Origin of the sequence: Aestuariibaculum marinum, from assembly GCF_014596975.1 — a bacterium.
Taxonomy (GTDB): Bacteria; Bacteroidota; Bacteroidia; order Flavobacteriales; family Flavobacteriaceae; genus Aestuariibaculum; species Aestuariibaculum marinum.
The window spans coordinates 128,723-153,635 of the sequence record NZ_JACVXD010000003.1 but is presented as its reverse complement, the minus strand read 5'-3'; the positions used below and the strand labels follow the sequence as shown (position 1 = coordinate 153,635).

Genomic DNA, 24,913 nt, shown 5'->3' with positions numbered 1-24,913 from the left:
GTCTCTCAATTAAAAGTTATCAACATTTAAAACCACCTTAACTGAACGAAAATCTTTTATACTCAAGAAGCTGTTATTAATTTTAGTAATAGCTTCTTTTGTTTTAGCCAGCGACTGTTTCTTCGGAATTTTAACCAATATATTTTTGTGAAACTGATTGCGAATTCTTGCAACAGGCGGTGATTCTGGTCCCAACACATAATCACCAAAGGCATTTCGCAAAGATTTCGCATACCAGATAGAAGCATTCTCTACATTTAAATAATCTTTGTGTTTTAAAGTAATTTTTATCTGCTTATATATAGGTGGATATTTAAAATTATAACGCTCATCCATTTGCTCGTTATACATCAACAAGTAATCATTAGTCGATACTTGCTGTAATATATTATGATGCGGATTATAACTCTGAATCAATACTTTGCCACGTACATCGGTTCGTCCTGCCCTACCTGCCACCTGAAGAATTAACTGAAAACTACGTTCGTGCGCTCTAAAATCCGGGAAGTTCAGCATATTATCGGCATTCATAACACCAACAAGCTTTACATTTCTAAAATCCAAACCTTTGGTTAGCATTTGGGTCCCGACCAGAATATCAATTTCCTGTTGTTCTAAAGCGGAAATGATTTTTTCGTAACCATATTTTCCACGAGTAGTATCTAAATCCATCCGAGCCACTTTATAATTAGGAAACAAGGCTTTTACCTCAGTTTCTATTTGTTCGGTTCCAAAACCTTTACTATCTATTTCCGGACTTCCACAAGCCATACAATTATCCTGCATCGCCATGACATATCCACAATAGTGACAACGCAACTGATTTTTATAGCGATGATAAGTTAAACTGACATCACAATTTGGACATTGTGGTGAATGTCCGCAGGTATTGCATTCCACAATTGGAGAAAACCCGCGACGGTTTTGAAATAAAATCACCTGAAAACCTTCGCTAAGCGCATCCGTCATTTCTTCGATCAACCGATCACTGAAATGCCCTTTCATCTTTTTTCGCTTATGCTTGTCCTTAATATCAACCAATTCCATATCGGGCATCAATACATTATTATAACGCTTGGTTATTTCTACTAAACCATACTTGCTTTGTTTTGCATTAAAATAACTTTCTAAACTTGGTGTTGCTGAACCTAAAAGCGTTTTAGCTTGATATAAATGCGCCAATACAATTGCTGTATCTCTGGCATGATATCGTGGCGCCGGATCGAATTGCTTAAAAGACTGTTCATGCTCTTCGTCTACAATAATTAACCCTAAATTGTTGAATGGTAAAAATATTGACGACCGTGCCCCTAAAACTACCTGGGCTTTGTGACTATTATTTAAAACATTGTTCCAAACCTCAGCACGTTCATGAGTTGAATATTTTGAGTGAAAAACAGACACTTGTTCTCCGAAGTAATTTTGAAGTCGTGTAATTAATTGAGTGGTTAAAGCTATTTCAGGTAGTAAATACAACACCTGTTCGCCTCTTTCCAACGCTTCTTCTATTAATTTAACGTAAACCTCAGTTTTACCTGACGACGTTACTCCATGCAATAAAACGACAGATTGCGTTTTAAACGCTTCTTTTATTTCTGTTAATGCCGCTTCCTGATTTTCATTCAGTCGTTTTGTATCTTCATTGTTTCCATCACCTTTATACTCTACCCTATCGGTTTGAATATAATATTCTTCAAGAATACCTTTATCTATTAAAGCTTTTATAATAGATGATGATGCCTCACTAGCCTTGGTTAAATCGGCTACCTTAATCGGTTTTTTGGTAGAGGCCGACAGTGAAAAAAGCGTCATAATAACTTTGTGCTGCTTTGGCGCACGACTTAAATCATCTAACAACTGGTGCAAATGGACTTCAGAAGTGTAACTGTTATGAAGTCTAACGTACCTTACTAATTTAGGTTTATACTTTTCATACACTTCCTCTTCAACCGAAATAACCTCCTTTTCTATAAGACGTTTTATTATAGGTAAAGCATTCTTAATTCCCAAAATATTGGAAATATCATGAATCTTTAATGACGACTGAAACTGAAGCGCATCAAACACCAGAAACTCATCATCTTTTAAAATAGATTCATCAATCTCCTTTTGCGTGTTCTTAGAAATAATTGTTTCACTTTCTAAAATAAAAGCACTTGGCAAAGCCGCTCGCATAACATCACCTAGCGTACACATATAATAACTCGCAATCCACTGCCATAAACGTAGTTGTTGTTCATTAATTATTGGCGTATCATCTAATATTTGATGAATATCTTTTGCCTCGTAGACCTCAGGAGCTTCGCTATGAATTTTATAAACTATTCCGGTGTAAATTTTCGATTTTCCAAAAGGTACAGACACGCGCATACCAACTTTTAAAAAATCGGATTCAGCTGCTGTAATGCTATAAGTAAATAACTTCTGTAGCGGTACAGGAATAATAACATCTATAAAATGCTGCATGAATAATTAGCGTTTTCGAAGTTTGTTTAATGATGCATTTAATTCGTAGCCCAAAAGTAAAATATTTGAATTAAGCCACAGATAAAAGAGCAAAATTAATAACGCGCCTATTGATCCGTATAATTTATTGTATTGACTGAAATTTTCAATGTAAATACCAAATAAATACGAAGACACTAAAATTAATATAGTAGTAAACAAAGCTCCAACAGAAAAAAATCGCGAATGCCTACCTTCTTTCGTTCCAAAATAATACAAAGTTGCTGTGGCTATATATACCATAAAAACAAAAAACACATACTTTACCACATTAACCCAAAAGACACTTTGCGATGCTACTTCGTAGCCCTTATTCTGCAAAGTTTCGAATAAGCGTTGTACCACGTAAATTTGAAAATACCCTAAGAATGCAATGGTAAGTATCAATAGCAACGCTAAAATTAAAGCTACGCTCAACGCATACAAATATTGGCGAAATACATTTCTAGTGAGTTGCTCATGATAAGAATTCTCAAAACCAGAGAAGACGGCGTTTACCCCATTAGCCATTAATAATAAAGACAATACAAACACAGAAGACAATAAACCACCTCTTTGTGATTGATCTATATTTTCAAAAATATTCTGAAAGAAAAAATCAGACGTTGTTGGTGGTAAAAACGATTCTAGAAACTTTAAGAATTCAATTTTAAAATCGTCTATCGGAACATAAGGTATAATGAATAAAACGAATAATAAAAAAGGAAATAGAGCTGTAAAGAAACTGAAGGCGATAGCACTCGCCCTTGTAGTTAATGCTCCTTTTACAATACCGGTGACATATAACTCTAACAAATCGTAGAACGATAAACCTTCTAACCCTGGTAATTTAATTTTCTTAAAAAACCGAACAAAGACATTTACAACAGGAATTGTTTCTAATTTGTCTTCAATAGGTTTTGTCATTAATAACTTCTTTTATCGTTTATAACAAAGTTATTAAAATATAAACACCAATACTTAAAAAAGTATTGGTGTTTATAAAAGTCTTTATTTCACTACTGTTTAAACGTTTAAACTACTTTATAGCTTTTAAACTTAAGTCCATGTTATGCACAGAATGTGTTAAGGCACCACATGAAATAAAATTCACGCCACACTCTGCATAAAAACGAATTGTCGATTCGTTAATATTACCTGAAGATTCTGTTAAACATTTATCTCCTATCATTTTCACTGCTTTTCTAGTATCCTCATAATCGAAATTATCTAATAAAATTCGATACACCCCATCTAACGTTAATATTTCCTGAACCTCAACTAAATCTCTGGCCTCAACCATAATTTTTAAATCTCTGCCGGTTTCTTTTAAATACTGTTTTGTCATTTCAACAGCATTGGTAATACCTCCAGCAAAATCAATATGGTTATCTTTAAGCATGATCATATCATACAATGCAAATCTGTGATTTTCACCACCACCAAGTTTTACTGCCCATTTTTCTAAAACACGAATACCAGGTGTTGTCTTTCTGGTATCTAATATCGTAGTATTAGTACCTTTTACTAAATCTACAAACATGCGGGTTTTAGTTGCAATAGCACTCATACGCTGCATGGCGTTTAAAACGGTACGCTCTGCTTTTAAAATTGATCTTGAAGGCCCTTCTATGTACATTACAACATCGCCGTATGTCACTTCAGATCCATCTTCAATTAGAATGTCTAATTTTAAATTTTTATCTACGTATGCAAAAACCTTTTTCGCGAAGTTAACACCTCCAATAATCCCCTTGTCTTTTACAAGTAATTTGGCCTTACCTCTAGCGTTTTCCGGAATGCAAGCTAATGAACTATGATCTCCGTCTCCTACATCTTCTCTAATAGCATTAGCGATTATCGATTTGACTTCTTGATCAAACTGCTCTTGTGTTATCATAATCTATTGTTGGTTTGCAACAAAAATAAGAAATTGATTCACTTTTCTAAATTTTCCATTTACGATTTTTTAATTTTTTACGTTTTAAATTCATAAATCATAAATAGTAAATAGTAATTTTGCGTTTATGACGATAAAATTGATTGCCATAGGAAAAACAGATAGTAAGAATCTGCAGGCACTTATAGACGATTATCAGAAGCGATTAGGGTTTTACATTAAATTTTCGATGGATATTATTCCGGATATAAAAAATGTAAAAAACCTAAGTGAAGCTCAGCAAAAAGAAAAAGAAGGAGAACTTATATTAAGTAAGATTAATAATACCGATGCTTTAATTTTACTGGATGAAAATGGCAAACAATTCGATTCGGTTGCTTTTTCAAACTATCTGCAAAAACATATGAATTCCGGCATCAAACAACTGGTATTTGTTATTGGTGGACCTTATGGCTTTTCAGACGAGGTGTACCAAAAAGCAAATGGGAAAATATCACTTTCTAAAATGACATTTTCCCATCAAATGATTCGTTTATTTTTTACCGAACAGCTATACCGTGGTTTTACAATTTTAAGAAATGAACCGTATCACCACCGATAAGACTAATGTGTTTTCATAAGTTCTTTTCGTTTTTCTAACTGTCGTTCTAAATCGCTAATAGTTGCACGTACCGCTACTTCAAAATTTTTCTCCATAGACGTTGCATATAATCGTGGTCCTGGAGCACTCAATTCTATATTACATATTTTCCCAGTTTCGTGCTCTTTATCATCTATTTTAAAATAAACCGTAGCACTGATTAAGAACTCGTAACGATTAAAAATTTTACTTAATTTTTCTTCTGTAAAAGCCGAAAGGGTTTCACTTACATCTACACCTACATATTGAAAATTTACAGTCATAATATATTGTTTTTATTAATACTCAAATTTAAGAGTATGGTTATTGAATTATAATGATTTTTGTCATGTAATATAATCTAATTAATCGTAATACTCTTATTTTTGAACCTAAAAATTTAACGTATGAAATTGGTTTTCGCCACTAACAACCTAAATAAGATAAAAGAAGTACAGGCTTTAATTCCAGAACACATTACCCTTTTAAGTTTAAAAGATATTGATTGTCATGAAGATATTCCGGAAACACAAGATACCATTGAAGGCAATGCCATTCAAAAAGCCGAATACATTAAACAACATTACGGTTACGATTGTTTTGCCGACGACACCGGATTAGAAGTTGACGCTTTAAACGGAGAACCAGGAGTATTTTCTGCTCGTTATGCTGGTGAACAACGTGATTCTAACGACAATATGGATAAGCTACTCGACAACTTAAAAAATAAAACTAACAGACAAGCCCAATTTAAAACTGTAATTGCACTTTATTTAAACGATAAGCTTCATACGTTTACGGGAATCTGCAAAGGTGAAATCACTACAGAAAAACACGGAGAAAAAGGTTTTGGTTACGACCCAATTTTTAAACCAAAGGGTTACACCGAAACATTTGCCGAACTCGATTTAAGCGTTAAAAACAGCATCAGCCACCGCGGAAATGCTGTATCGCAGCTTGTTAAATTTTTAAATTCGTAATCACAGCTATCAACCTAAAAAAAGCATTACTGCTATTGGTTGTTAATATTCTTTATGTTACTTTTAAGATATGACAGAGGAAGAAATAGAAAAAGAAAATGCAGCCATAACCAAGGCTTACAAAGAGTTACTTAAAGTTAGTTACACAACACTTACAGACGACGATAAAAAATTAATTCGTAAAGCTTTTGATGTTGCTTTAGATGGTCATAAAGATCAACGTAGAAAATCAGGTGAAGCCTATATTTTTCACCCGATTGCTGTTGCTAAAATTGTCGCTCAGGAAATCGGATTAGACGCCACGTCTATTGCCGCTGCCTTATTGCATGATGTCGTTGAAGACAGTCCCGATTACGAAATCGAGGACATCGAGCGTTTATTTGGAAAAACCGTAGCCACTATTGTTGCCGGTTTAACTAAAATATCGTCTTTAAGTAAAGAACAAGATATGGATGTTTCACTACAAGCAGAGAACTTCCGTAAAATGTTGTTAACACTTAATGATGATGTTCGTGTTATCATTATAAAAATTGCCGACCGTTTGCATAATATGCAAACCATGGATTCGATGCGTACCGATAAACAGGAAAAAATCGCATCAGAAACTCTATACATATACGCGCCCCTAGCGCACCGCATTGGTTTATATAACATAAAAACGCAGTTAGAAGATTTAGGTCTTAAATACACCGAGCCGGATGTATACTATGATATTCTTCATAAAATAAAAGAAAGTAAAGAAGAGCAGGATTTATATATCGCTCAGTTTAGTGATGTGATTAAAAGAACATTAGATCGCGAACAGTTAAATTACACCATTAAAGGACGACCGAAATCTATTTTCTCCATAAGAAGGAAAATGATTAAACAAGGAGTAACCTTTGATGAAGTTTACGATAAGTTTGCTATCCGTATTATATATAAAAGTGATGCTGCTAATGAAAAATTCCTAGCCTGGAAAATTTACTCCATTGTTACCGATCACTTCCGCCCCAACCCTATTCGCCTTCGCGACTGGATTTCATCTCCTAAAACCACAGGTTACGAAGCCTTACATATTACGGTAATGGGTCCTAAAGGACGGTGGGTAGAAGTACAAATTCGTAGTGAACGTATGGATGAAATTGCCGAAAAAGGTTATGCGGCACACTACAAATATAAACAAGCAGACGAAAAAGAGGATAGCCTTGAAGATTGGATTAACAAACTTCAAGAAGCTCTGGAAAATCCAGAAACTAATGCTGTAGATTTTGTTGAGCAGTTCAAACTTAACTTATACTCTAAAGAAATCTTTGTCTTCACCCCTGCTGGAGAATTAAAGTCGCTACCTAAAGGAGCAACACCTATAGATTTTGCATTCAGTATTCACACCGAAGTTGGTATGAAAACGCGTGGCGCTAAAGTCAATGGAAAATTAGTCCCTCTTAGTTACGAACTAAAAAGTGGCGATCAGGTAAGCATTCTAACTTCTGAAAGTGCGAAACCAACCGCCAACTGGTTAGATTATGCTACCACGGCACGCTCCAGAAGTAAAATTAAATCCGCCTTAAGAGAAGATAAAAAACGTATTGGCGAAGATGGAAAAGAACTTCTTAAGCGTAAATTAAAACAACTAAAAATCACGCTTAATGAAGCATCCATAAACGAACTGGTAAATTACTTTAAACTTAAAACCAGTCTGGATTTATTCTATCGTGTAGGTATTGGGACTATAGACAATACCATGCTAAAAGATTTTGCTGCGTCTAGAAGCAATACCTTAATGAATTTCATTAAGAATAAAATCACCAGAAAACCACAGCAAGTAAGCAAGGAAGAAATAGAAAAAGATGAAGTAACTTCTAATTATGATTTACTGGTTTTTGGTAAAGAGGAAGAAAAACTAGATTACAAACTCTCTAGTTGTTGTAATCCGATTCCTGGTGATGATGTGTTTGGGTTCTTAACGGTTTCTGAAGGCATTAAAGTCCATAAGAAAAATTGCCCGAACGCCTTAAGCTTACAATCCAACTACGCCTACAGAATTATGACTGCAAAGTGGATTGATTCTTCGCAACAGGAATTCTTAGCTACTATCGTTATTACGGGTATCGACCATATAGGTCTGGTAAACGATGTTACTAAAATCATTTCTGAAAACATGCACGTTAACATGAAGAGCATCAGTTTTGAAAGTAACGACGGTATTTTCTCAGGAAAAATTAACGTAATTGTCAAGAATAATACCCTTCTTAAAAAGTTATTAGAAAAACTTCGAAAAATTAATGGTATAGATAAGGTTACTAGAGTGTAAAAAAAGTGTAAATTTGCAACGAAATTATGAACGCAAGCGCAGATACAAAAAATCAAGAAATAGTAAAAAGTGTTTTTACTAACTTTTTAGAAACCAACGGACACCGTAAAACGCCCGAAAGGTATGCTATATTACAAGAGATTTACAATAACAAAGAACATTTTGATATCGAGTCTCTGTATCTTAATATGAAAAACAAAAAGTATCGTGTATCTCGCGCAACGCTTTACAACACCATAGAACTACTTCTGGAATGTGGCTTGGTCAGAAAACACCAGTTTGGACAAAATCAAGCACATTACGAAAAATCATATTTCGATAGGCAACACGACCATGTTATTTTAACCGATACAGGTGAAGTTATTGAATTCTGCGATCCAAGAATTCAGTCTATCAAAAAAACTATCGAAGAAGTTTTCGATATCGAAATTAATAATCATTCACTTTATTTCTACGGAAATAGAAAAGCAACTAAATAATTTATATTTAAAATGGCAGTAGATTTACTACTAGGATTACAGTGGGGTGACGAAGGCAAAGGGAAAATTGTTGACGTACTTACCTCTAACTACGACATTATTGCGCGTTTTCAAGGTGGTCCAAACGCAGGACACACTTTAGTTTTTAACGGTAAAAAACACGTTTTACATACTATTCCTTCTGGAATTTTTCACGAAGACACTATTAATTTAGTTGGTAATGGAGTAGTTATAGACCCTGTAATTTTTAAAGGCGAGCTGGATAAATTAGCAGAGCAAAATGTAGATTACAAAAAATCTCTAGTAATATCTCGTAAAGCACATATTATTTTACCAACGCACCGTTTACTAGATGCTGCTAGTGAAGCCTCTAAAGGTAAAGCTAAAATTGGTTCTACTTTAAAAGGTATTGGACCAACTTACATGGACAAAACAGGACGTAACGGTATTCGTGTTGGTGATTTAGAATTAAGTGATTGGCAAGAACGTTACAGATCGTTAGCCGATAAGCACGAATCTATGATTGAATTTTACGATGCAAAAATTGAATATAATTTAGAAGAATTAGAAGCTGAATTCTTTAAAGCTGTCGAAGTTTTAAAAACATTAACCTTTATAGATTCTGAAGAATATGTTTACCAAGCACAAAAATCAGGTAAAACCATTTTAGCTGAAGGCGCTCAAGGGTCTCTATTAGATATCGATTTTGGAACTTACCCATTCGTAACGTCAAGTAACACAACTGCAGCTGGTTCTTGTACTGGTTTAGGTGTGGCGCCTAACCAAATTGGTGAGGTATTCGGTATTTTTAAAGCCTATACTACACGTGTTGGTTCCGGACCATTCCCTACAGAATTATTCGATGAAGATGGTGAAACTATGAGCCGCGTGGGTAACGAATTTGGTGCAACTACAGGTCGTGCAAGACGTTGTGGTTGGTTAGACCTTGTGGCTTTAAAATATGCTTGTCAGGTTAACGGTGTTACCCAATTAATGATGATGAAAGGCGATGTGCTTTCTGGGTTTAAAACGCTTAAAGTATGTACTGCATATAAGTATAAAGGAGACGTTATTAAACATTTCCCTTATAATATTGATCCTGAAAACATCGAACCTATTTATACCGAAGTTGAAGGTTGGGCTGAAGATTTAACAGAAATGTCAGATGCCTCTCAAATGCCAAAAGCATTAAACGATTACATCGAATTCTTAGAAAAAGAATTAGAAATTCCGATTACCATCGTTTCTGTAGGACCAGATAGAAAACAAACAATTTTCAGAGATAAATAATTCATTTTATTTCTATTTAAAATACAAAAGACCACTATTAAGTGGTCTTTTCTTATTTAATAAATATACTTTAGATATTTTGCAGCGTTTTTTGAAACAAAACAATTAAACTTTAGAAATATCGTTATTTTTGCTACAAACTTTTTAATATTGAAAACATCAACCCCAATATATTTATTACTTGTCTTGTGCTTATTTATAATTGATAATAGCTCTGCTCAAGATAAAAGACAAATTGATATTAAATATTCAGGTAGGCTTAATCGTGATGAAGCAAATTATCCCGGAGCAACCATTTTAACAAGAGATGATTCTCAACAAGTCCATTTATACCATAATGGAACCGATTTGTGGTGTGATAAAGCTATTAGATATGGTAAAGAAAACTTTATTGAAGCCTTCGGAAATGTAAAAATGATTCAAGGTGATACCATAAATATGTCTGCCAAATATATTGAATATAGTGGGATTTCTGAATTAGCTTTTGCCAGTGGTGATGTAGTTTTAAAAGACCCCAATTCCACGATTTCAAGCGACACTTTATATTTCGACCGTATCAATCAAGAAGCGTTTTACAAAAGCGGTGGTACCGTTGTAAAAGACACCTCCGGAACCATTACCAGTAAAATAGGACGTTATTTAATGCAGCAAAAAAAGTATCGTTTTACCGATGATGTTGTGTTAACAAGTGACGACGCTGTTATTAATTCGAATTATTTCGACTTTTATTCCGATACAGGTAAAGCCTATTTATACGGTCCTTCAACCATTGTAACAGAAAACAGTAAAACCTATTGTGAAAAGGGGTTTTACGATACTAAAACTAAAACCGGTTACGCTGTAAAAGAGTCCAGAATCGATTACGACAACCGTATTATTGAAGGGGATAGTTTATATTTCGACAATAACATAAGCTTTGCCTCAGCTACCAATAACATAAAAGTTACCGACACCATAAACAAAACTATTGTTAAAGGGCATTATGCTGAAGTTTTTAAAGAAAAAGATTCTATTTTTATCACAAAACGTGCCCTAGCCATCACTAAACAGGAGAATGATTCTATCTATATGCATGCAGATAAAATCATGGTTACCGGCAAACCAGATGAACGTATTTTAAGAGCATATTACAATGCAAAAATTTTTAAAACGGATTTAAGCGGAAAAGCAGATTCTATCCATTCTAACCAAAAAACAGGGCTTACTCAATTAATCAACCTGAATAGATTATCTTCTTCAGATAAATTTTCTACCACCAAGAAACCTATCATGTGGAATGCCGAAAGCCAGATGACAGGTGACACAATACATCTATTTTCAAATACTAAAACAGAAAAACTAGATTCGCTACTGGTATTCAATAATGCGTTTATCATCAGTAAAGACACTTTAAGCGACGATGGTTATAACCAAATTAATGGACTAAAGTTACTCGGGCAATTTGATAATGAAAACCAATTACGTACTGTAGATATTACCAAAAATGCGCAATCTATTTTTTACGTTCGTAATGACAAACAGGAATTAGTAGGGATTGACAAAGCGAAATCCGGAAGTATTTCTATCCTGTTTGCTAATGGCGACATTGAAGAATATACAAGATTTAACCAGGTGGATGGTACACTCCCTCCGGAATCTAAATATCTTGACAAGGACAAACGCCTCAAAGGTTTTGACTGGCGTGAAGATGAACGTCCACAAACAGTTGAAGATTTATTTAAAGAAGATGAACCTTTAGTACTCCCTAAAATTCAAGGTCTTGAAGATTACATTCCGGAGGACGATTTCTTTAATGATGAGATGATGGAGCGGATTGATAATGCACTTGAAAAAAGTTATTCTAACGTACCTTTTACCAAAATAACTTTAAAAGGAGGAGAGCCATTCACTTTCGACGAAATTAGCAAAACCAAATTTAATATTGTTAAAACTGTCGGTATCCCAAATTCAATAGTCATGGGGATTTATGTAGAATTTAACTATGAAGAATTGAAGGATTTAGATAAAACATTTATTTTAGATTTACAAAAAGGAATATCAAGTGATAATCTAAACCAAATAAAAATATTAAAAGGCTTAACTGACTGGAATCCTATAAACTTTCCAATATCCTTAACTTATAAAGAAGGAAAAAGCGTAATTAATTTATATGAATCGATAATGACATCTTCCCAGAAGAATATAGATTATTATTCTCGAGTTAATTCTCTGCAACTTTTTATTGGTTATTTTAACGGCTTTAATTTAGCTTCAAGCACCAATACGATTTTGGATTATACCATAAAAATGTATTTAAAAAAATCCTCCGAGGGAACTAACAAAATTCCAAAAAATATCGGTTATACAATAAACAAATAGTTATAAGTGAAACAAGACTTCTTAAAATATCAAGCCCAAACTTCACCATTTCCATTGGCTATGGAAATATCACATGCTAAAGGGAGCTATATTTACGACACGCATAACAATTCGTTTTTAGATTTTGTTTCAGGTGTTTCTGCAACGCCGCTTGGCCATAACCATCCAAAAGTTGTAAATGCCATAAAAGAGCAGCTTGATAAGTATATGCACGTTATGGTTTACGGTGAGTACATTCAAAAAGCCCCCATAGATTTGTGTAAACTTATCGCTGACAACCTCCCTGAACCATTAGACAAAACCTATCTAACCAATTCTGGCACTGAGGCCATTGAAGGCGCTCTGAAACTCGCTAAACGTATTACAGGTAGAAGTGAACTCATCGCGGCTAAAAAAGCGTATCATGGTAACACCATGGGTTCTATGAGCGTTATGGGCTACGAAGAACGCAAACAAGCCTTCAGACCCCTATTACCGGGCATTCGTTTTATAGAATTCAATAACGAAGAAGATCTTTTAAGAATAACAACCAAAACAGCTGGTGTTATTTTAGAAACCATTCAGGGTGGTGCAGGCTTTATTGAACCTCAAAATGATTATTTAACAAAAGTAAGAAATCGTTGCGACGAGGTTGGCGCGGTTCTTATTTTAGATGAAATTCAACCAGGTATTGGTCGAACCGGAAAATTATTCGGATTCGAAAATTACAACTGTATTCCAGATATTGTGGTTATGGGTAAAGGTCTTGGAGGCGGTATGCCTATTGGTGCTTTTACAGCTTCAAGTGAACACATGGATTTATTAATGGACAATCCTAAAATGGGTCACATTACTACTTTTGGTGGTCATCCGGTTATTGCTGCGGCGGCTTTAGCTACACTGAAGGAAATCACCGAAACCAATTTGATAGAAGAAGCATTGGAAAAAGAACAACTTTTCAGAAAGCTTTTAGTACATCCGCTGATTACAGAAATCCGAGGAAAAGGTCTCATGCTGGCTCCAATAATGCAATCTGCAGATATAGCAAATAAGCTTGTTTTAAAGAGTCAGGAGGCTGGTTTAATTCTCTTCTGGTTACTGTTCGAAGGTCGTGCAGTAAGAATTACGCCACCACTTACCATTTCAGAAGAAGAGATAATTAAAGGCTGTTCTATAATAATTTCCATTTTAGACGATATTCTTGAAAGCTAAAACATCGACAAACGACTAACTCTCAACAAACAACTTAATTTTTCAAAGAAACTCCTTAGCTGTTCATTACTTTGTTAAAAACATTTAAGTCTTGGCGGCTAATCATTAAAATAGAACATTAAATTTATAGTAGTAGAACTTTACAAATGTGCCTATGGAGTTTAGTCAAGATGAAAACAACAATTTACCTCTAACCAAATTCGAGTCGATGTTAAAAACAAACCACGTGTTGTTTTTTGACTCAGAGGAATTTGAAAATATCATTCATCACTATCTAAATCAAGGTAAGATAGCTTTAGCTAAAAAAGCCATCAAACTCGGTTTAGACCAGCATCCTACCTCTGTCAATCTCAGACTTTTTAAAGTTGAAGTTTATGTGTTTGAAAACAAACTTATTGAAGCAGACACGTTGCTTAATGAGCTTTATAATCTGGATCCGATGAATGAAGAGATCTACATCCAAAAAGCCAATATCTTTTCAAAAAAAGACGAACATCAGCAAGCCATTGATGTGCTTAAAAGAGCGCTTGATTTGACTGATGACGTTGTTGATTTATATTCTCTTATTGGAATGGAATACCTGTTTCTGGATGAATTTGAAAAAGCTAAAGAATGTTTCATGAAGTGTTTAGAAGAAGATTTAGACGATTATTCTGCTCTTTATAATATCATTTACTGTTTCGACTTCCTAAATCAAAATGAAGAAGCTATTGACTACCTTACAGTCTTTCTGGATAAAAACCCGTACTGTGAAGTTGCGTGGCATCAATTAGGTAAGCAATATTATAACCTTAAAAATTACAAAAAAGCACTAGCAGCCTACGATTTTGCTATTATTTCCGATGATACCTTCGTTGGTGCTTATTTAGAACGTGGTAAGGTTTTAGAAAAACTGAAACGTTTTAATGAGGCCATTGAAAACTATACAATTACCCTAGAATTAGACGATCCGACATCGTTTGCCTTATTACGTATTGGTAACTGTCATGAGAAACTTCAAAATGATGAATTAGCGGTTCAATACTATTATAAAACGGTTCATGAAGATCCTTTACTAGACAAAGGCTGGATTGCCATTACTCGTTTTTACAACAAAAAAAGAAACTACGAGAAAGCGCTTTATTATATCAACAAAGCCATTAATATAGATTCCGAAAATGTAGTTTACTGGAAACTATACGCACAAATTAATCATCGTTTAAACTTTTTAGAAGAAGCGGAACGCGGTTATAAAAAAGCTTTAGAATTAGGAAACTACGAATTAAACACCTGGCTTTCAAGAGGAGACATTTTAATAAAACTTGGTGAGCCCGAAGCTGCTATTTATAACTTCGAACAAGCTATCGAATTCTATCCTGAAAATTCAGAAATTGAATATCGTTTAGCTGGTTTATATTTTTCTTTAAATGAAAACGACAAGGGTATTTTTTACCTAAAAAATGGTATAGATCATAACGAAGATTATGCCTTTATTATCGAGGAACTTTTCCCTGAAATTGCCAATAAAATACTTGTTAAAAACATACTAAAAACAAATCAGTAAGCGTCTGTTTAATTAAAATGTATACCTTTGGTTTTTATGCAAAACCAAAATATGCAACGACGCTTAATTGATTATTTAATCATTACTTTTAAAGGCTTAGCCATGGGTGCAGCCGATGCTGTTCCAGGTGTTTCTGGAGGAACTATTGCTTTCATTTCCGGAATTTACGAAGAATTAATTTCAACGATTAGCAACATTAATCTTTCGCTGTTTAAAACACTTTTCACCAAAGAGGTTAAAGCCTTTTGGAAAGAAGTCAATGGTAATTTTATTCTTGCCCTTTTAAGTGGTATTGTTATCAGTTATGTTTCATTTATGAAACTGGCCAAATACCTTCTTGAAAACCATCCTATTTTAATCTGGTCTTTCTTTTTTGGTCTTATTGTAGCGAGTATCTATTTTGTTGGTAAGCAAGTTACAAAATGGAACGCCGCTGTAATTTTAGCACTTATTGTAGGTGCAATAATAGCTTTTTACATTAGTTCATTACCCCCAATGGAAAATAGCGATAGCGACTGGTTTTTATTTTTCGCTGGGGCTATTGCCATATGCGCCATGATTCTTCCCGGAATTTCAGGATCTTTCATATTAATTATTCTGGGAGCATATAAAACCTTAAGTGATGCGATTCATGATGTTGATATTAAAAAGTTAATCATCTTTTTTTCAGGAGCTATTATTGGTTTACTGAGTTTTAGTCATGCGTTAAAATGGCTATTTAAAAACTATCATAACATTACTTTAGCTTTACTTACCGGATTTATATTCGGTTCTTTAAACAAAGTATGGCCTTGGAAACAAACGATTTCATGGCATACAAATTCCGAAGGCATACAATCCCCATTAATTCAAAAAAGCATCTCCCCTTTTGCTTTTGATGGTAATAATCAAATTGTATTCGCCATAACTTTAATGATCCTCGGATTTTTAACTATTTTTATTCTTGAAAAAGTAGGATCCAAAAAAGCATAAATGGAAAGCACTAGAACACTTAAAGATAAAATTTTTCTGGTTCTAAAAGGATTAGGAATGGGGGCTGCCAATAAAGTGCCTGGTGTGTCTGGTGGTGTTGTTGCTTTTGTTGCCGGTTTTTATGAGGAATTTATTTATTCCCTAAAAAAAATTAACGGTAAGGCTTTTAAATTACTAATTAACGGGCGATACAAAAGCTTTTACAATTACATCAATGGTCGCTTTATTAGCTTATTATTCTTCGGAATGATTGTTAGTTATTTTAGTGTTTCCAAAGTGTTAGATTACCTTATTGAACATTACGAACTCTATGTATGGAGCGTATTTTTTGGTATGATTATCGGATCTATTTATTATATAAATAAGGATTTTAAAGACTGGAACTATCGCACATATACCTCTCTTGCCATTGGCATTTTGTTAGGTGCCGGCATTAGCTTTTTAAGCCCAGCTAAAGAAAATGACAATCTTTGGTTTGTATTTTTTTGCGGCATGATTAGCGTTTCAGGAATGACATTACCAGGATTTTCAGGGTCATTTATTCTTATCTTATTAGGAAATTATGTCCTCCTGTTAGTGGATTCTGTAAATGCTTTATACGACACGTTTTCAGACATTATTAGTGGTAACTTTAATTTTATCCACAATCAGCAACGCATACGTATGTTAAAAGTTCTGGCCGTTTTCACTATAGGTTCTGTTGCCGGACTAGTAACGTTTTCTAATATTCTTAGCTTTATTTTAAAACGCTACAAAAGCATTACACTGTCTGCTATTATTGGTTTTATAGTAGGTTCTTTAGGTGTCGTTTGGCCATGGAAACATACCATTTATAAACTTGCAGACAACGGCCAACCGATTCTTGATTCAACTGGTAAAAAAATAATTGCTAACTATCAACGTTACATTCCTGATTTACATACCGAAACATATTACGCCATAGCTTTTATTTTCTTTGGAATTGCGATTGTTTTAGGTTTGGAATATTACGGACAAAAAACACGAAAAATTAATGAATAAACTAGGGCTTTTAGGTAGAAATATCTCCTACTCTTTCTCAAGATCATACTTTAAAAAGAAGTTCGAAGACGAACAGATAACCAACACATCCTACGAAAACTTCGATATTTCAACTATTGAAGAATTTCCTGATATCATAAAAAACACAAAAGGTTTAAAGGGCCTAAACGTGACGATTCCTTATAAAGAAGAGGTCATCCCTTACCTTGATAAATTAAATAAAAAAGCCAAGGCTATTGGAGCTGTTAACACTATTAAAATTACCAAAAAAGGAAAACTTGTTGGTTACAACACCGATTGCTACGGATTTAAAAAATCGCTTAAACCTCATCTGAAAACCCGCCATAAATCGGCCTTAATTTTAGGAACAGGTGGTGCCAGCAAAGCTATTGCCTACAGTCTTAAAAAACTGGGAATCAAATATTATTACGTGTCTCGCACTGCTTCTGAAGGAGTAACCTATACTTATAATGAGTTAACAGAAGCTATTATAGCAGAGCACCTGCTTATCATAAACTGTACACCGTTAGGCACCTACCCAAATATTGAAAATCACCCTGATATTCCTTACAACGGTATAACCGGCAAACACATTTTATTCGATCTTATATATAATCCAGAAGAAACCACATTTTTAAGATTAGGAAAAGAACGTCATGCTACTATAGTTAACGGCTTAGACATGTTGGTTTTTCAAGCCGAAAAAGCATGGTCCATCTGGGATGTTACTATTTAAACTCAATAAAAATTTTAATTATTCGTACATCAGACACAAATAATTTGCCTTCTAAATATTTGTAAATAATAGACTTGTTAGTATCTTTAAACACGCAAAGCTGTATTACGAACCCTAACATTTTTAAAATGTCTGATTTAAATAACCTGAACGGAAAAGAAGAGCAAAGTAAGAATGAGGAACATTCTGAAAAAAACTTAGTTGAAAACACGTCTCTAGAGTCTACCGAATCTACTGATGCGAACACATCTGAAGCCGAAGAAGAAAACCAAAGTGTCGCTACTTCTACTTCGGATTCTGAAAGCGAGGATGATGGTGTAAATGAAATTGATGAGTCTAACGCTGAAGATGCAGAAGATGAAGGTCATAAAGACAGGCATACTATCGAGCTGAAAGCTTACGACACCATGTCGCTTGAAGCACTCGCTATTGAGTTGGAGCGTCTTCTTAGAACAGAAAAGGTTCAAGCTATTAAAACACATGTTGAAGGTATCAATCATGAGTTCAAAAATAAGTTTCAGGCTTTACTAGATGAAAAGAAAGAGGATTTCTTAAACGAGGGAGGTAATGAAATAGACTTCTACTACAGCTCACCAGTACAAAAACGTTACAAAGCTGCCTATAACGATTACCGCAAAAAACGTAACGAGTACTATCAGAATATTGAAAAAAATCTAAAACAAAATTTAACCGATAAGCTTGAAATTATTGAAGAGCTTAAAGGCTTAATTAACGTTGAAGAAAATATAAACACCACATACAAGCACTTTAAAGAGCTTCAGGAACGCTGGAAGAATACAGGTCCTATTCCTCGAGATAAATATAATAATGCCTGGAATAGCTACCACCACCACGTGGAAATGTTTTACGACTTCCTTCACCTTAACAGAGATTTACGCGATCTTGATTTTAAGCATAACTTAGAACAAAAGCTTAAGATTATTGAGCGAGCAGAAGAACTTGCTAAAGACGACAATGTACTGCGTGCTTTCAGAGAGTTACAGGAGCTTCACAAAATGTGGAAAGAAGAACTTGGCCCGGTACAACGTGAATTCCGAGAAGACATCTGGAATAAGTTTAAAGCAGCTACAAAAACGATAAACGACAAGCGCCAGTTATATTTTCAGGAAATTGATAAGGTTTATGAAAAGAATTTAGAAACCAAACTTGAAATTATAGAAGCCATTAAAGCAATATCAGAAGAGAATATTACTTCTCACAATGGATGGCAAAAGAAAATTAAAGAAGTTGAAGAGCTGAGAGAATCATTTTTTAATGCCGGTAAGGTACCTATTAAGGAAAATGAAAACACCTGGGCTAAATTTAAAGAATCTGTAAGAACATTTAACAGACGTAAAAACGGATTTTATAAAGACCTAAAAAAGGAACAATACACCAATCTTCAAAAGAAACTGGATTTAATTAAAATCGCTGAAGACAATAAGGATAGTGAAGATTACGAAGTAACGACTCCATTGATGAAAAAAATCCAAAGCGATTGGAAAAAAATTGGTCATGTACCTCGTAAAGACAGTGATAAAATCTGGAAACGTTTTAAAGCTGCTTGTAATTTTTACTTTGATAAATTACACGCCAAAAGAAATGCTGCCAATAAAGAAGGTTTAGAAGCTTTTGGTAAAAAATTAGAACTTCTAGATACGCTTAAAAACCTAAAACCATTTACGGACAAAGAAGAAGGTGTCGAACAAATTAAGGAATACACCAATCAATGGAAAGAATTAGGGCGTGTGCCTAATGATAAACGCTATATTGAAGGAAAATTCAATAAAGCCGTAGATGATTTACTATCGAAGCTTGAAATGGACAAAAATGAGGTTGAAATGATTAAGTTTGAAACCAAACTTGACCATATGAACACGGAAGACGATAATAGAGATTTAGACAACGAGCGTTCATTTATCCGTAAGAAAATTGATGAAGTTAAGAGTCAAATCAATCAATTAGAAAACAACTTACAGTTTTTCACAAATGTAGATGATAACAATCCCTTAGTTAAGGAGGTTCATAATAACATCAAAACCCATAAAGAAGCTTTAGATTTATGGGAAACCAAGCTTAGTAAAATTAAAGAACTGTATTAATCAGAAACCATAAATTACCCCATAAAAAAGCGGCATTTAAGCCGCTTTTTCAATTTATATAATAATCTTTAAAAACATTTTTCAATAACACTCTTCATTACCGAATACGAAGTTGATGCTCCTGGCGATGCGCCTAGCAGAGCAGCAATAGTCTTGTCTTTAGAAACAATAATTTCGGTTCCAAATTCCAGTTTACCAAAACCTTTTTTATTACGCTTAATAATTTGAACACGCTGACCAGCTACAACAATCTTCCAATCATCATCATTAGCTTCCGGATAAAACTCTCGAAGCATTTCCATACGGTCTTTAAAACTTAAACTTACCTGCTTAATTAAATACTTAACTAATGGTAAATTTTGATAACCCGCGCCCAGAAGACTCATAATGTTATCAAACTCAACCGATCTTGGTAAGTCAAACATAGAACCATGCTTTAAAAACTTGGTCGTAAACCCAGCAAACGGACCAAATAACAACTCCTTACGACCATTAATCATTCGAGTATCCATGTGAGGTACAGACATTGGTGGTGACCCTTTTTTGGCTTTTCCGTAAACTTTGGCCTGGTGTCTTTCAATAACTTCTGGATTTGTACAACGTAACCATAATCCACTAATTGGGAATCCGCCGTAACCTCTGGCTTCTTTTATATTCGACTTTTCCAATAATGGCAAAGCACCACCACCAGCACCAATAAACACGTAGTTTGTTACAATCTTCCAGTGTTTACCAACACTTTGTCCTTTAACCGAAATTAACCAACGCTTATTATCTGTTTGCTGTAAATTGTATACGTTACTATTATTTACTAACTCGACATTATCTTGTTTCCCTAAAAAGTTAAATAACTGATCGGCAATTTCTCCAAAATTCACATCATATCCCTTCTCAAAATATGTAGCAGCTATGCTTTCCTTCTCATCTCTGCCCTCCATCATTAAGGGAATCCATTCTTTAATTTCATTAATATCTTTAGAAAATACCATATCTCTAAAATGAGGTACTTCCTTTAGGGCATTCCAACGTTTTTCTAAAAATTCTACATTCTTGGTACCTTCAACAAAACTAATATGTGGTACTTCGTTTATACATTTAGATAAATTCTTGATATACCCTTTTTCGGCACAATCTTTCCAAAAACTAAGTGTTTCGTTAAACTGTTCTGAAATATTAATTGCTTTGGTGGTATCAATAGAACCTTTTTTCACAGCGCCTTTCTTTTCCGGAGTATAATTCAACTCACAATTACCGGCATGTCCTGTTCCTGCATTATTCCATGCTTCGGAACTTTCTTCCGCCATTTTAGGCAGTTTTTCAATAATTGTTATTTTCTTACCAGGAAATTTCTCAAAAAGTTGGATTGCCAATGTGGCACTCATTATTCCACCTCCGATAAGAACAAACTCGGAGTGCTTAATCGTTTTAGCCATTTCTGAAACCTTGTGTCTTTTATAATCGGATGCAAAGATAATCGTTTCTTAAAGAATTAAAATCTATAGCTACAACAATATTATTTATTTTTTAGTATTGAAATAATTCGTAAATAATATTAGAAATATGTCAAGCTTATTACTTCAAACTCAACATATTTATAAAGTAGCTTACAGTTTTTTAGCCTCTTCCCAAAATACATCCATCTCTGCCAGAGTCATTTCTTTCAATGGTTTATTTAAAGCCTGAGCCTTTTCTTCCAGGTATTGAAATCGTTTTGAGAACTTTTTATTGGTGCGTTCTAATGCATTTTCAGGATTCACATTTAAAAACCGGGCGTAGTTAACCATGGAGAACATAACATCTCCAAATTCACTTTCAATGGCATCCTGATTATTAAAATCTATTTCAGCTTTCAATTCTTTAAGTTCTTCCTCTACCTTTTCCAAAACCTGGCTTGGTTCTTCCCAATCAAAACCAACTCCTGCTACTTTCTCCTGAATTCTATTGGCTTTTACTAGTGCCGGCAAACTATTAGGGACACCTTCTAATACACTTTTCTTCCCTTCTTTAAGCTTTAAATTTTCCCAGTTACGCTTAACGTCTTCCTCATTTTCAACCTTTACATCACCATAAATATGCGGGTGTCTACTAATTAACTTTTCACAAATACCATTACATACATCGGCAATATCGAAATCATTCGTTTCGCTTCCTATTTTAGAGTAGAACACTATATGAAGTAACACATCTCCCAACTCCTTTTTTACCTCTTCTAAATCATTATCTAAAATAGCATCGCCTAGCTCGTAAGTTTCCTCAATAGTTAAATGACGAAGGGTTTCCATAGTTTGCTTTTTATCCCATGGACACTGGGCTCTAAGCTCATCCATAATGGTTAACAATCTATCGAATGCCTTAAGTTGATCTGCTCTTGTATTCATTTAGGTAAGTTTTTGGTAAAAATACGATTCTATAACTTTTATGTGATTAATTAAAATAAAAAATCCAGCTAATTAGCTGGATTTTTATAGTAAGTTCAATTAAAGATTATGCATTTTGAGCTGCAATAAGGTTTAAAGCTGACCCCGCTTTATACCATGCAATTTGCGCCTCGTTATACGTATGGTTTAATTTAATAACGTCTTTGCTTCCATCGGCATGAACAACCTCTAAGGTTAATTGCTTATCTGGAGCAAATTCATTTAAGTCTAAAAAGTTGAACGTGTCATCCTCCTGAATTAAATCGTAATCTGATTCGTTATCAAAAGTTAAACCTAACATACCCTGTTTCTTAAGGTTTGTTTCGTGAATACGCGCAAAAGATTTTACAATTACAGCCGCAACACCTAGATGTCTTGGTTCCATAGCGGCATGTTCACGAGACGACCCTTCTCCGTAATTGTGATCTCCAATAACAACCGTTTTAATTCCTTCTTTTTTATAATGACGCTGCACATCTGGCACGCCACCATACTCTCCGGTTAATTGATTTTTAACAAAGTTTGTTTGTTGGTTATAAGCATTCACTGCCCCAATTAAACAGTTATTAGAAATATTATCTAAATGACCACGGAAACGCAACCAAGGCCCTGCCATTGAAATATGATCAGTAGTACATTTACCAAAGGCTTTAATTAATAATTTAGCGCCTTTAATGTCATCGCCAAGCGGTGTAAATGGTGTTAATAATTGAAGGCGTTCTGATTCTGGATTAACATTAACCTGAACATGACTACCATCTTCTTCTGGCTCAATATATCCATTATCTTTTACTTCGAAGCCTTTTGGTGGTAATTCCCATCCTGTTGGCTCATCAAACATCACTTCTTCCCCTTCTTCATTTATCAATTTATCCGTCATCGGGTTGAAATCCAAACGGCCTGCAATTGCGATAGCCGCAGTTAATTCTGGTGATGCCACAAAAGCGTGCGTATTAGGGTTACCATCGGCACGTTTTGCAAAGTTCCTGTTAAACGAATGCACTATACTATTTTTTGGCGCATTTTTAGGGTCACTATATCGTGCCCACTGCCCAATACAAGGACCACAAGCGTTGGTAAATATTTTTGCGTCTAACTTTTCAAACACTTCCAGAATACCATCACGTTCTGCCGTGAAGCGCACTTGCTCTGATCCAGGATTAATACCAAATTCTGCTTTAGTTTTTAATTTTTTGTCTAAAGCTTGTTGAGCAATTGATGATGCCCGCGATAAATCTTCATAGGAAGAATTGGTACAAGACCCGATTAATCCCCACTCTACCGCTAAAGGCCAATCGTTAGTCTTGGCTTTTTCAGCCATTTCTTTTCCTGCAGGTGTCGACAAATCCGGCGTAAATGGTCCGTTTAACAACGGATTCAATTCCGATAAGTTTATTTCAATAACCTGATCGAAATACTGCTCTGGATTGGCATAAACTTCAGGATCGGCAGTTAAATAATCTTTTACCTTATTAGCGGCATCCGCAACGTCTGCTCTTTCCGTAGCTCTTAGATAACGCTCCATAGATTCATCGTAACCAAAAGTAGACGTCGTTGCTCCTATTTCGGCCCCCATATTACAAATGGTTCCTTTACCAGTACAGGACATCGCTGTTGCTCCCGGTCCGAAATATTCAACAATAGCTCCTGTTCCTCCTTTTACGGTAAGAATTTCAGCCACTTTTAATATTACATCTTTAGGTGCTGTCCACCCGGACAATTTACCTGTTAGTTTCACACCAATAAGTTTTGGAAACTTAAGTTCCCAAGCCATACCCGCCATAACATCTACCGCATCGGCCCCACCAACGCCAATAGCCACCATACCTAATCCGCCAGCATTTACTGTATGCGAATCGGTACCAATCATCATTCCCCCAGGGAATGCATAGTTTTCTAATACCACCTGGTGAATAATACCTGCACCTGGTTTCCAAAAACCAATGCCGTATTTATTTGAAACAGACTCTAAAAAATTAAATACTTCACTACTTACACTATTCGCCTGTCTTAAATCCGCAGCCGCACCGTCCTTTGCCTGGATCAAGTGATCACAGTGAACTGTAGTAGGTACTGCAACTTTATTTTTTCCTGCCTGCATAAATTGCAGTAAAGCCATCTGAGCCGTTGCATCCTGACATGCGATTCTATCTGGAGCGAAATCGACATAATCTTTCCCTCTTGTAAACGCTGTGGTTGGATTTCCATCCCAAAGGTGATTATACAATATTTTCTCAGAAAGCGTTAAAGGTTTCCCTACGACATCACGAGCTGCATCAACTCGTTCCGCCATTTTCGAGTAAACACCTTTAATCATTTCAATATCAAATGCCATATTATTTTCTTTTTTAATGTATTTAAATTCCCTCTAATTTATTAAAAAAATTGCGATAGAACTTACTAATTAACTAAATATTAGACTATTTATATTGAGTTTATCTTATAGAAAAGTAGAGATTGTTGTTGAAGATAAAAGTCATAAAAAAACCGAGCTTGAATAAAAATTCAAACCCGGCTCTATATTCTTCA

The 24,913-nt window shown here is 34.7% G+C and carries 19 protein-coding genes; 12 read left to right on the top strand and 7 right to left on the bottom strand.

Going from position 1 to position 24,913, the window contains the following annotated elements:
* Positions 1-9: 9 nt before the first annotated feature.
* From priA to nadC, 3 genes are all read right to left on the bottom strand, one after another.
* Complete coding sequence (gene priA, locus ICJ85_RS07975; RefSeq protein ID WP_188223268.1) at positions 10-2,466, bottom strand: replication restart helicase PriA; 2,457 nt, start codon at positions 2,464-2,466, stop codon at positions 10-12.
* A 6-nt stretch (positions 2,467-2,472) separates the two neighbouring features.
* Complete coding sequence (locus ICJ85_RS07970; protein WP_188223267.1) at positions 2,473-3,411, bottom strand: YihY/virulence factor BrkB family protein; 939 nt, start codon at positions 3,409-3,411, stop codon at positions 2,473-2,475.
* 112 nt (positions 3,412-3,523) lie between these two features.
* On the bottom strand, positions 3,524-4,384 hold the full coding sequence (gene nadC, locus ICJ85_RS07965) for a carboxylating nicotinate-nucleotide diphosphorylase (protein ID WP_188223266.1): 861 nt from the start codon (positions 4,382-4,384) through the stop codon (positions 3,524-3,526).
* A 127-nt stretch (positions 4,385-4,511) separates the two neighbouring features.
* On the opposite strand from nadC, the gene rlmH reads away from it, so the two are divergent.
* Positions 4,512-4,985 (top strand): 23S rRNA (pseudouridine(1915)-N(3))-methyltransferase RlmH, encoded by a 474-nt coding sequence (gene rlmH, locus ICJ85_RS07960; protein ID WP_188223265.1) that lies wholly within the window; start codon positions 4,512-4,514, stop codon positions 4,983-4,985.
* A gap of 2 nt (positions 4,986-4,987) precedes the next feature.
* On the opposite strand, the gene hpf is transcribed toward rlmH, so the two are convergent.
* Positions 4,988-5,287 carry a ribosome hibernation-promoting factor, HPF/YfiA family gene (hpf, locus tag ICJ85_RS07955; protein ID WP_188223264.1) on the bottom strand — a complete coding sequence of 100 codons (300 nt, stop codon included), beginning with the start codon at positions 5,285-5,287 and terminating at the stop codon, positions 4,988-4,990.
* A gap of 123 nt (positions 5,288-5,410) precedes the next feature.
* Between hpf and ICJ85_RS07950 the strand changes: the two genes are divergently transcribed.
* The 11 genes from ICJ85_RS07950 to ICJ85_RS07900 all read left to right on the top strand — a co-directional run bounded on the left by ICJ85_RS07950 (position 5,411) and on the right by ICJ85_RS07900 (position 19,967).
* A complete protein-coding gene (locus tag ICJ85_RS07950) occupies positions 5,411-5,983 on the top strand; it encodes a non-canonical purine NTP diphosphatase (protein WP_188223263.1) in 573 nt (190 codons plus the stop codon).
* A gap of 70 nt (positions 5,984-6,053) precedes the next feature.
* Entirely contained in the window at positions 6,054-8,276 is a 2,223-nt protein-coding gene (locus ICJ85_RS07945; protein WP_188223262.1) for a RelA/SpoT family protein, read from the top strand.
* Positions 8,277-8,302: 26 nt separating this feature from the next.
* Positions 8,303-8,755 carry a Fur family transcriptional regulator gene (locus ICJ85_RS07940; protein ID WP_188223261.1) on the top strand — a complete coding sequence of 151 codons (453 nt, stop codon included), beginning with the start codon at positions 8,303-8,305 and terminating at the stop codon, positions 8,753-8,755.
* A gap of 12 nt (positions 8,756-8,767) precedes the next feature.
* On the top strand, positions 8,768-10,045 hold the full coding sequence (locus ICJ85_RS07935) for an adenylosuccinate synthase (protein WP_188223260.1): 1,278 nt from the start codon (positions 8,768-8,770) through the stop codon (positions 10,043-10,045).
* Between the two features lie 150 nt (positions 10,046-10,195).
* The gene (locus tag ICJ85_RS07930) at positions 10,196-12,403 is read left to right on the top strand and encodes an OstA-like protein (RefSeq protein ID WP_188223259.1); all 2,208 of its coding nucleotides are present in this window, start codon (positions 10,196-10,198) and stop codon (positions 12,401-12,403) included.
* Positions 12,404-12,409: 6 nt separating this feature from the next.
* A complete protein-coding gene (locus tag ICJ85_RS07925) occupies positions 12,410-13,594 on the top strand; it encodes an aspartate aminotransferase family protein (RefSeq protein ID WP_188223258.1) in 1,185 nt (394 codons plus the stop codon).
* A 154-nt stretch (positions 13,595-13,748) separates the two neighbouring features.
* The gene (locus tag ICJ85_RS07920; RefSeq protein ID WP_188223257.1) at positions 13,749-15,137 is read left to right on the top strand and encodes a tetratricopeptide repeat protein; all 1,389 of its coding nucleotides are present in this window, start codon (positions 13,749-13,751) and stop codon (positions 15,135-15,137) included.
* A gap of 51 nt (positions 15,138-15,188) precedes the next feature.
* Entirely contained in the window at positions 15,189-16,109 is a 921-nt protein-coding gene (locus ICJ85_RS07915; protein ID WP_188223408.1) for a DUF368 domain-containing protein, read from the top strand.
* The gene (locus ICJ85_RS07910) at positions 16,110-17,129 is read left to right on the top strand and encodes a DUF368 domain-containing protein (RefSeq protein ID WP_188223256.1); all 1,020 of its coding nucleotides are present in this window, start codon (positions 16,110-16,112) and stop codon (positions 17,127-17,129) included.
* The gene (locus ICJ85_RS07905; RefSeq protein ID WP_188223255.1) at positions 17,122-17,865 is read left to right on the top strand and encodes a shikimate dehydrogenase family protein; all 744 of its coding nucleotides are present in this window, start codon (positions 17,122-17,124) and stop codon (positions 17,863-17,865) included. Before ICJ85_RS07910 ends, ICJ85_RS07905 begins: the two co-directional genes overlap by 8 nt.
* A gap of 128 nt (positions 17,866-17,993) precedes the next feature.
* Positions 17,994-19,967: a DUF349 domain-containing protein gene (locus ICJ85_RS07900; RefSeq protein WP_188223254.1), complete on the top strand. Its 1,974-nt coding sequence runs from the start codon at positions 17,994-17,996 to the stop codon at positions 19,965-19,967.
* A gap of 68 nt (positions 19,968-20,035) precedes the next feature.
* On the opposite strand, the gene mqo is transcribed toward ICJ85_RS07900, so the two are convergent.
* The 3 genes from mqo to ICJ85_RS07885 form a co-directional block, all read right to left on the bottom strand.
* On the bottom strand, positions 20,036-21,400 hold the full coding sequence (mqo, locus tag ICJ85_RS07895) for a malate dehydrogenase (quinone) (RefSeq protein WP_188223253.1): 1,365 nt from the start codon (positions 21,398-21,400) through the stop codon (positions 20,036-20,038).
* A gap of 171 nt (positions 21,401-21,571) precedes the next feature.
* Positions 21,572-22,345 carry a nucleoside triphosphate pyrophosphohydrolase gene (mazG, locus tag ICJ85_RS07890; RefSeq protein WP_188223252.1) on the bottom strand — a complete coding sequence of 258 codons (774 nt, stop codon included), beginning with the start codon at positions 22,343-22,345 and terminating at the stop codon, positions 21,572-21,574.
* Positions 22,346-22,451: 106 nt separating this feature from the next.
* A complete protein-coding gene (locus tag ICJ85_RS07885; RefSeq protein ID WP_188223251.1) occupies positions 22,452-24,719 on the bottom strand; it encodes an aconitate hydratase in 2,268 nt (755 codons plus the stop codon).
* Positions 24,720-24,913: the final 194 nt, after the last annotated feature.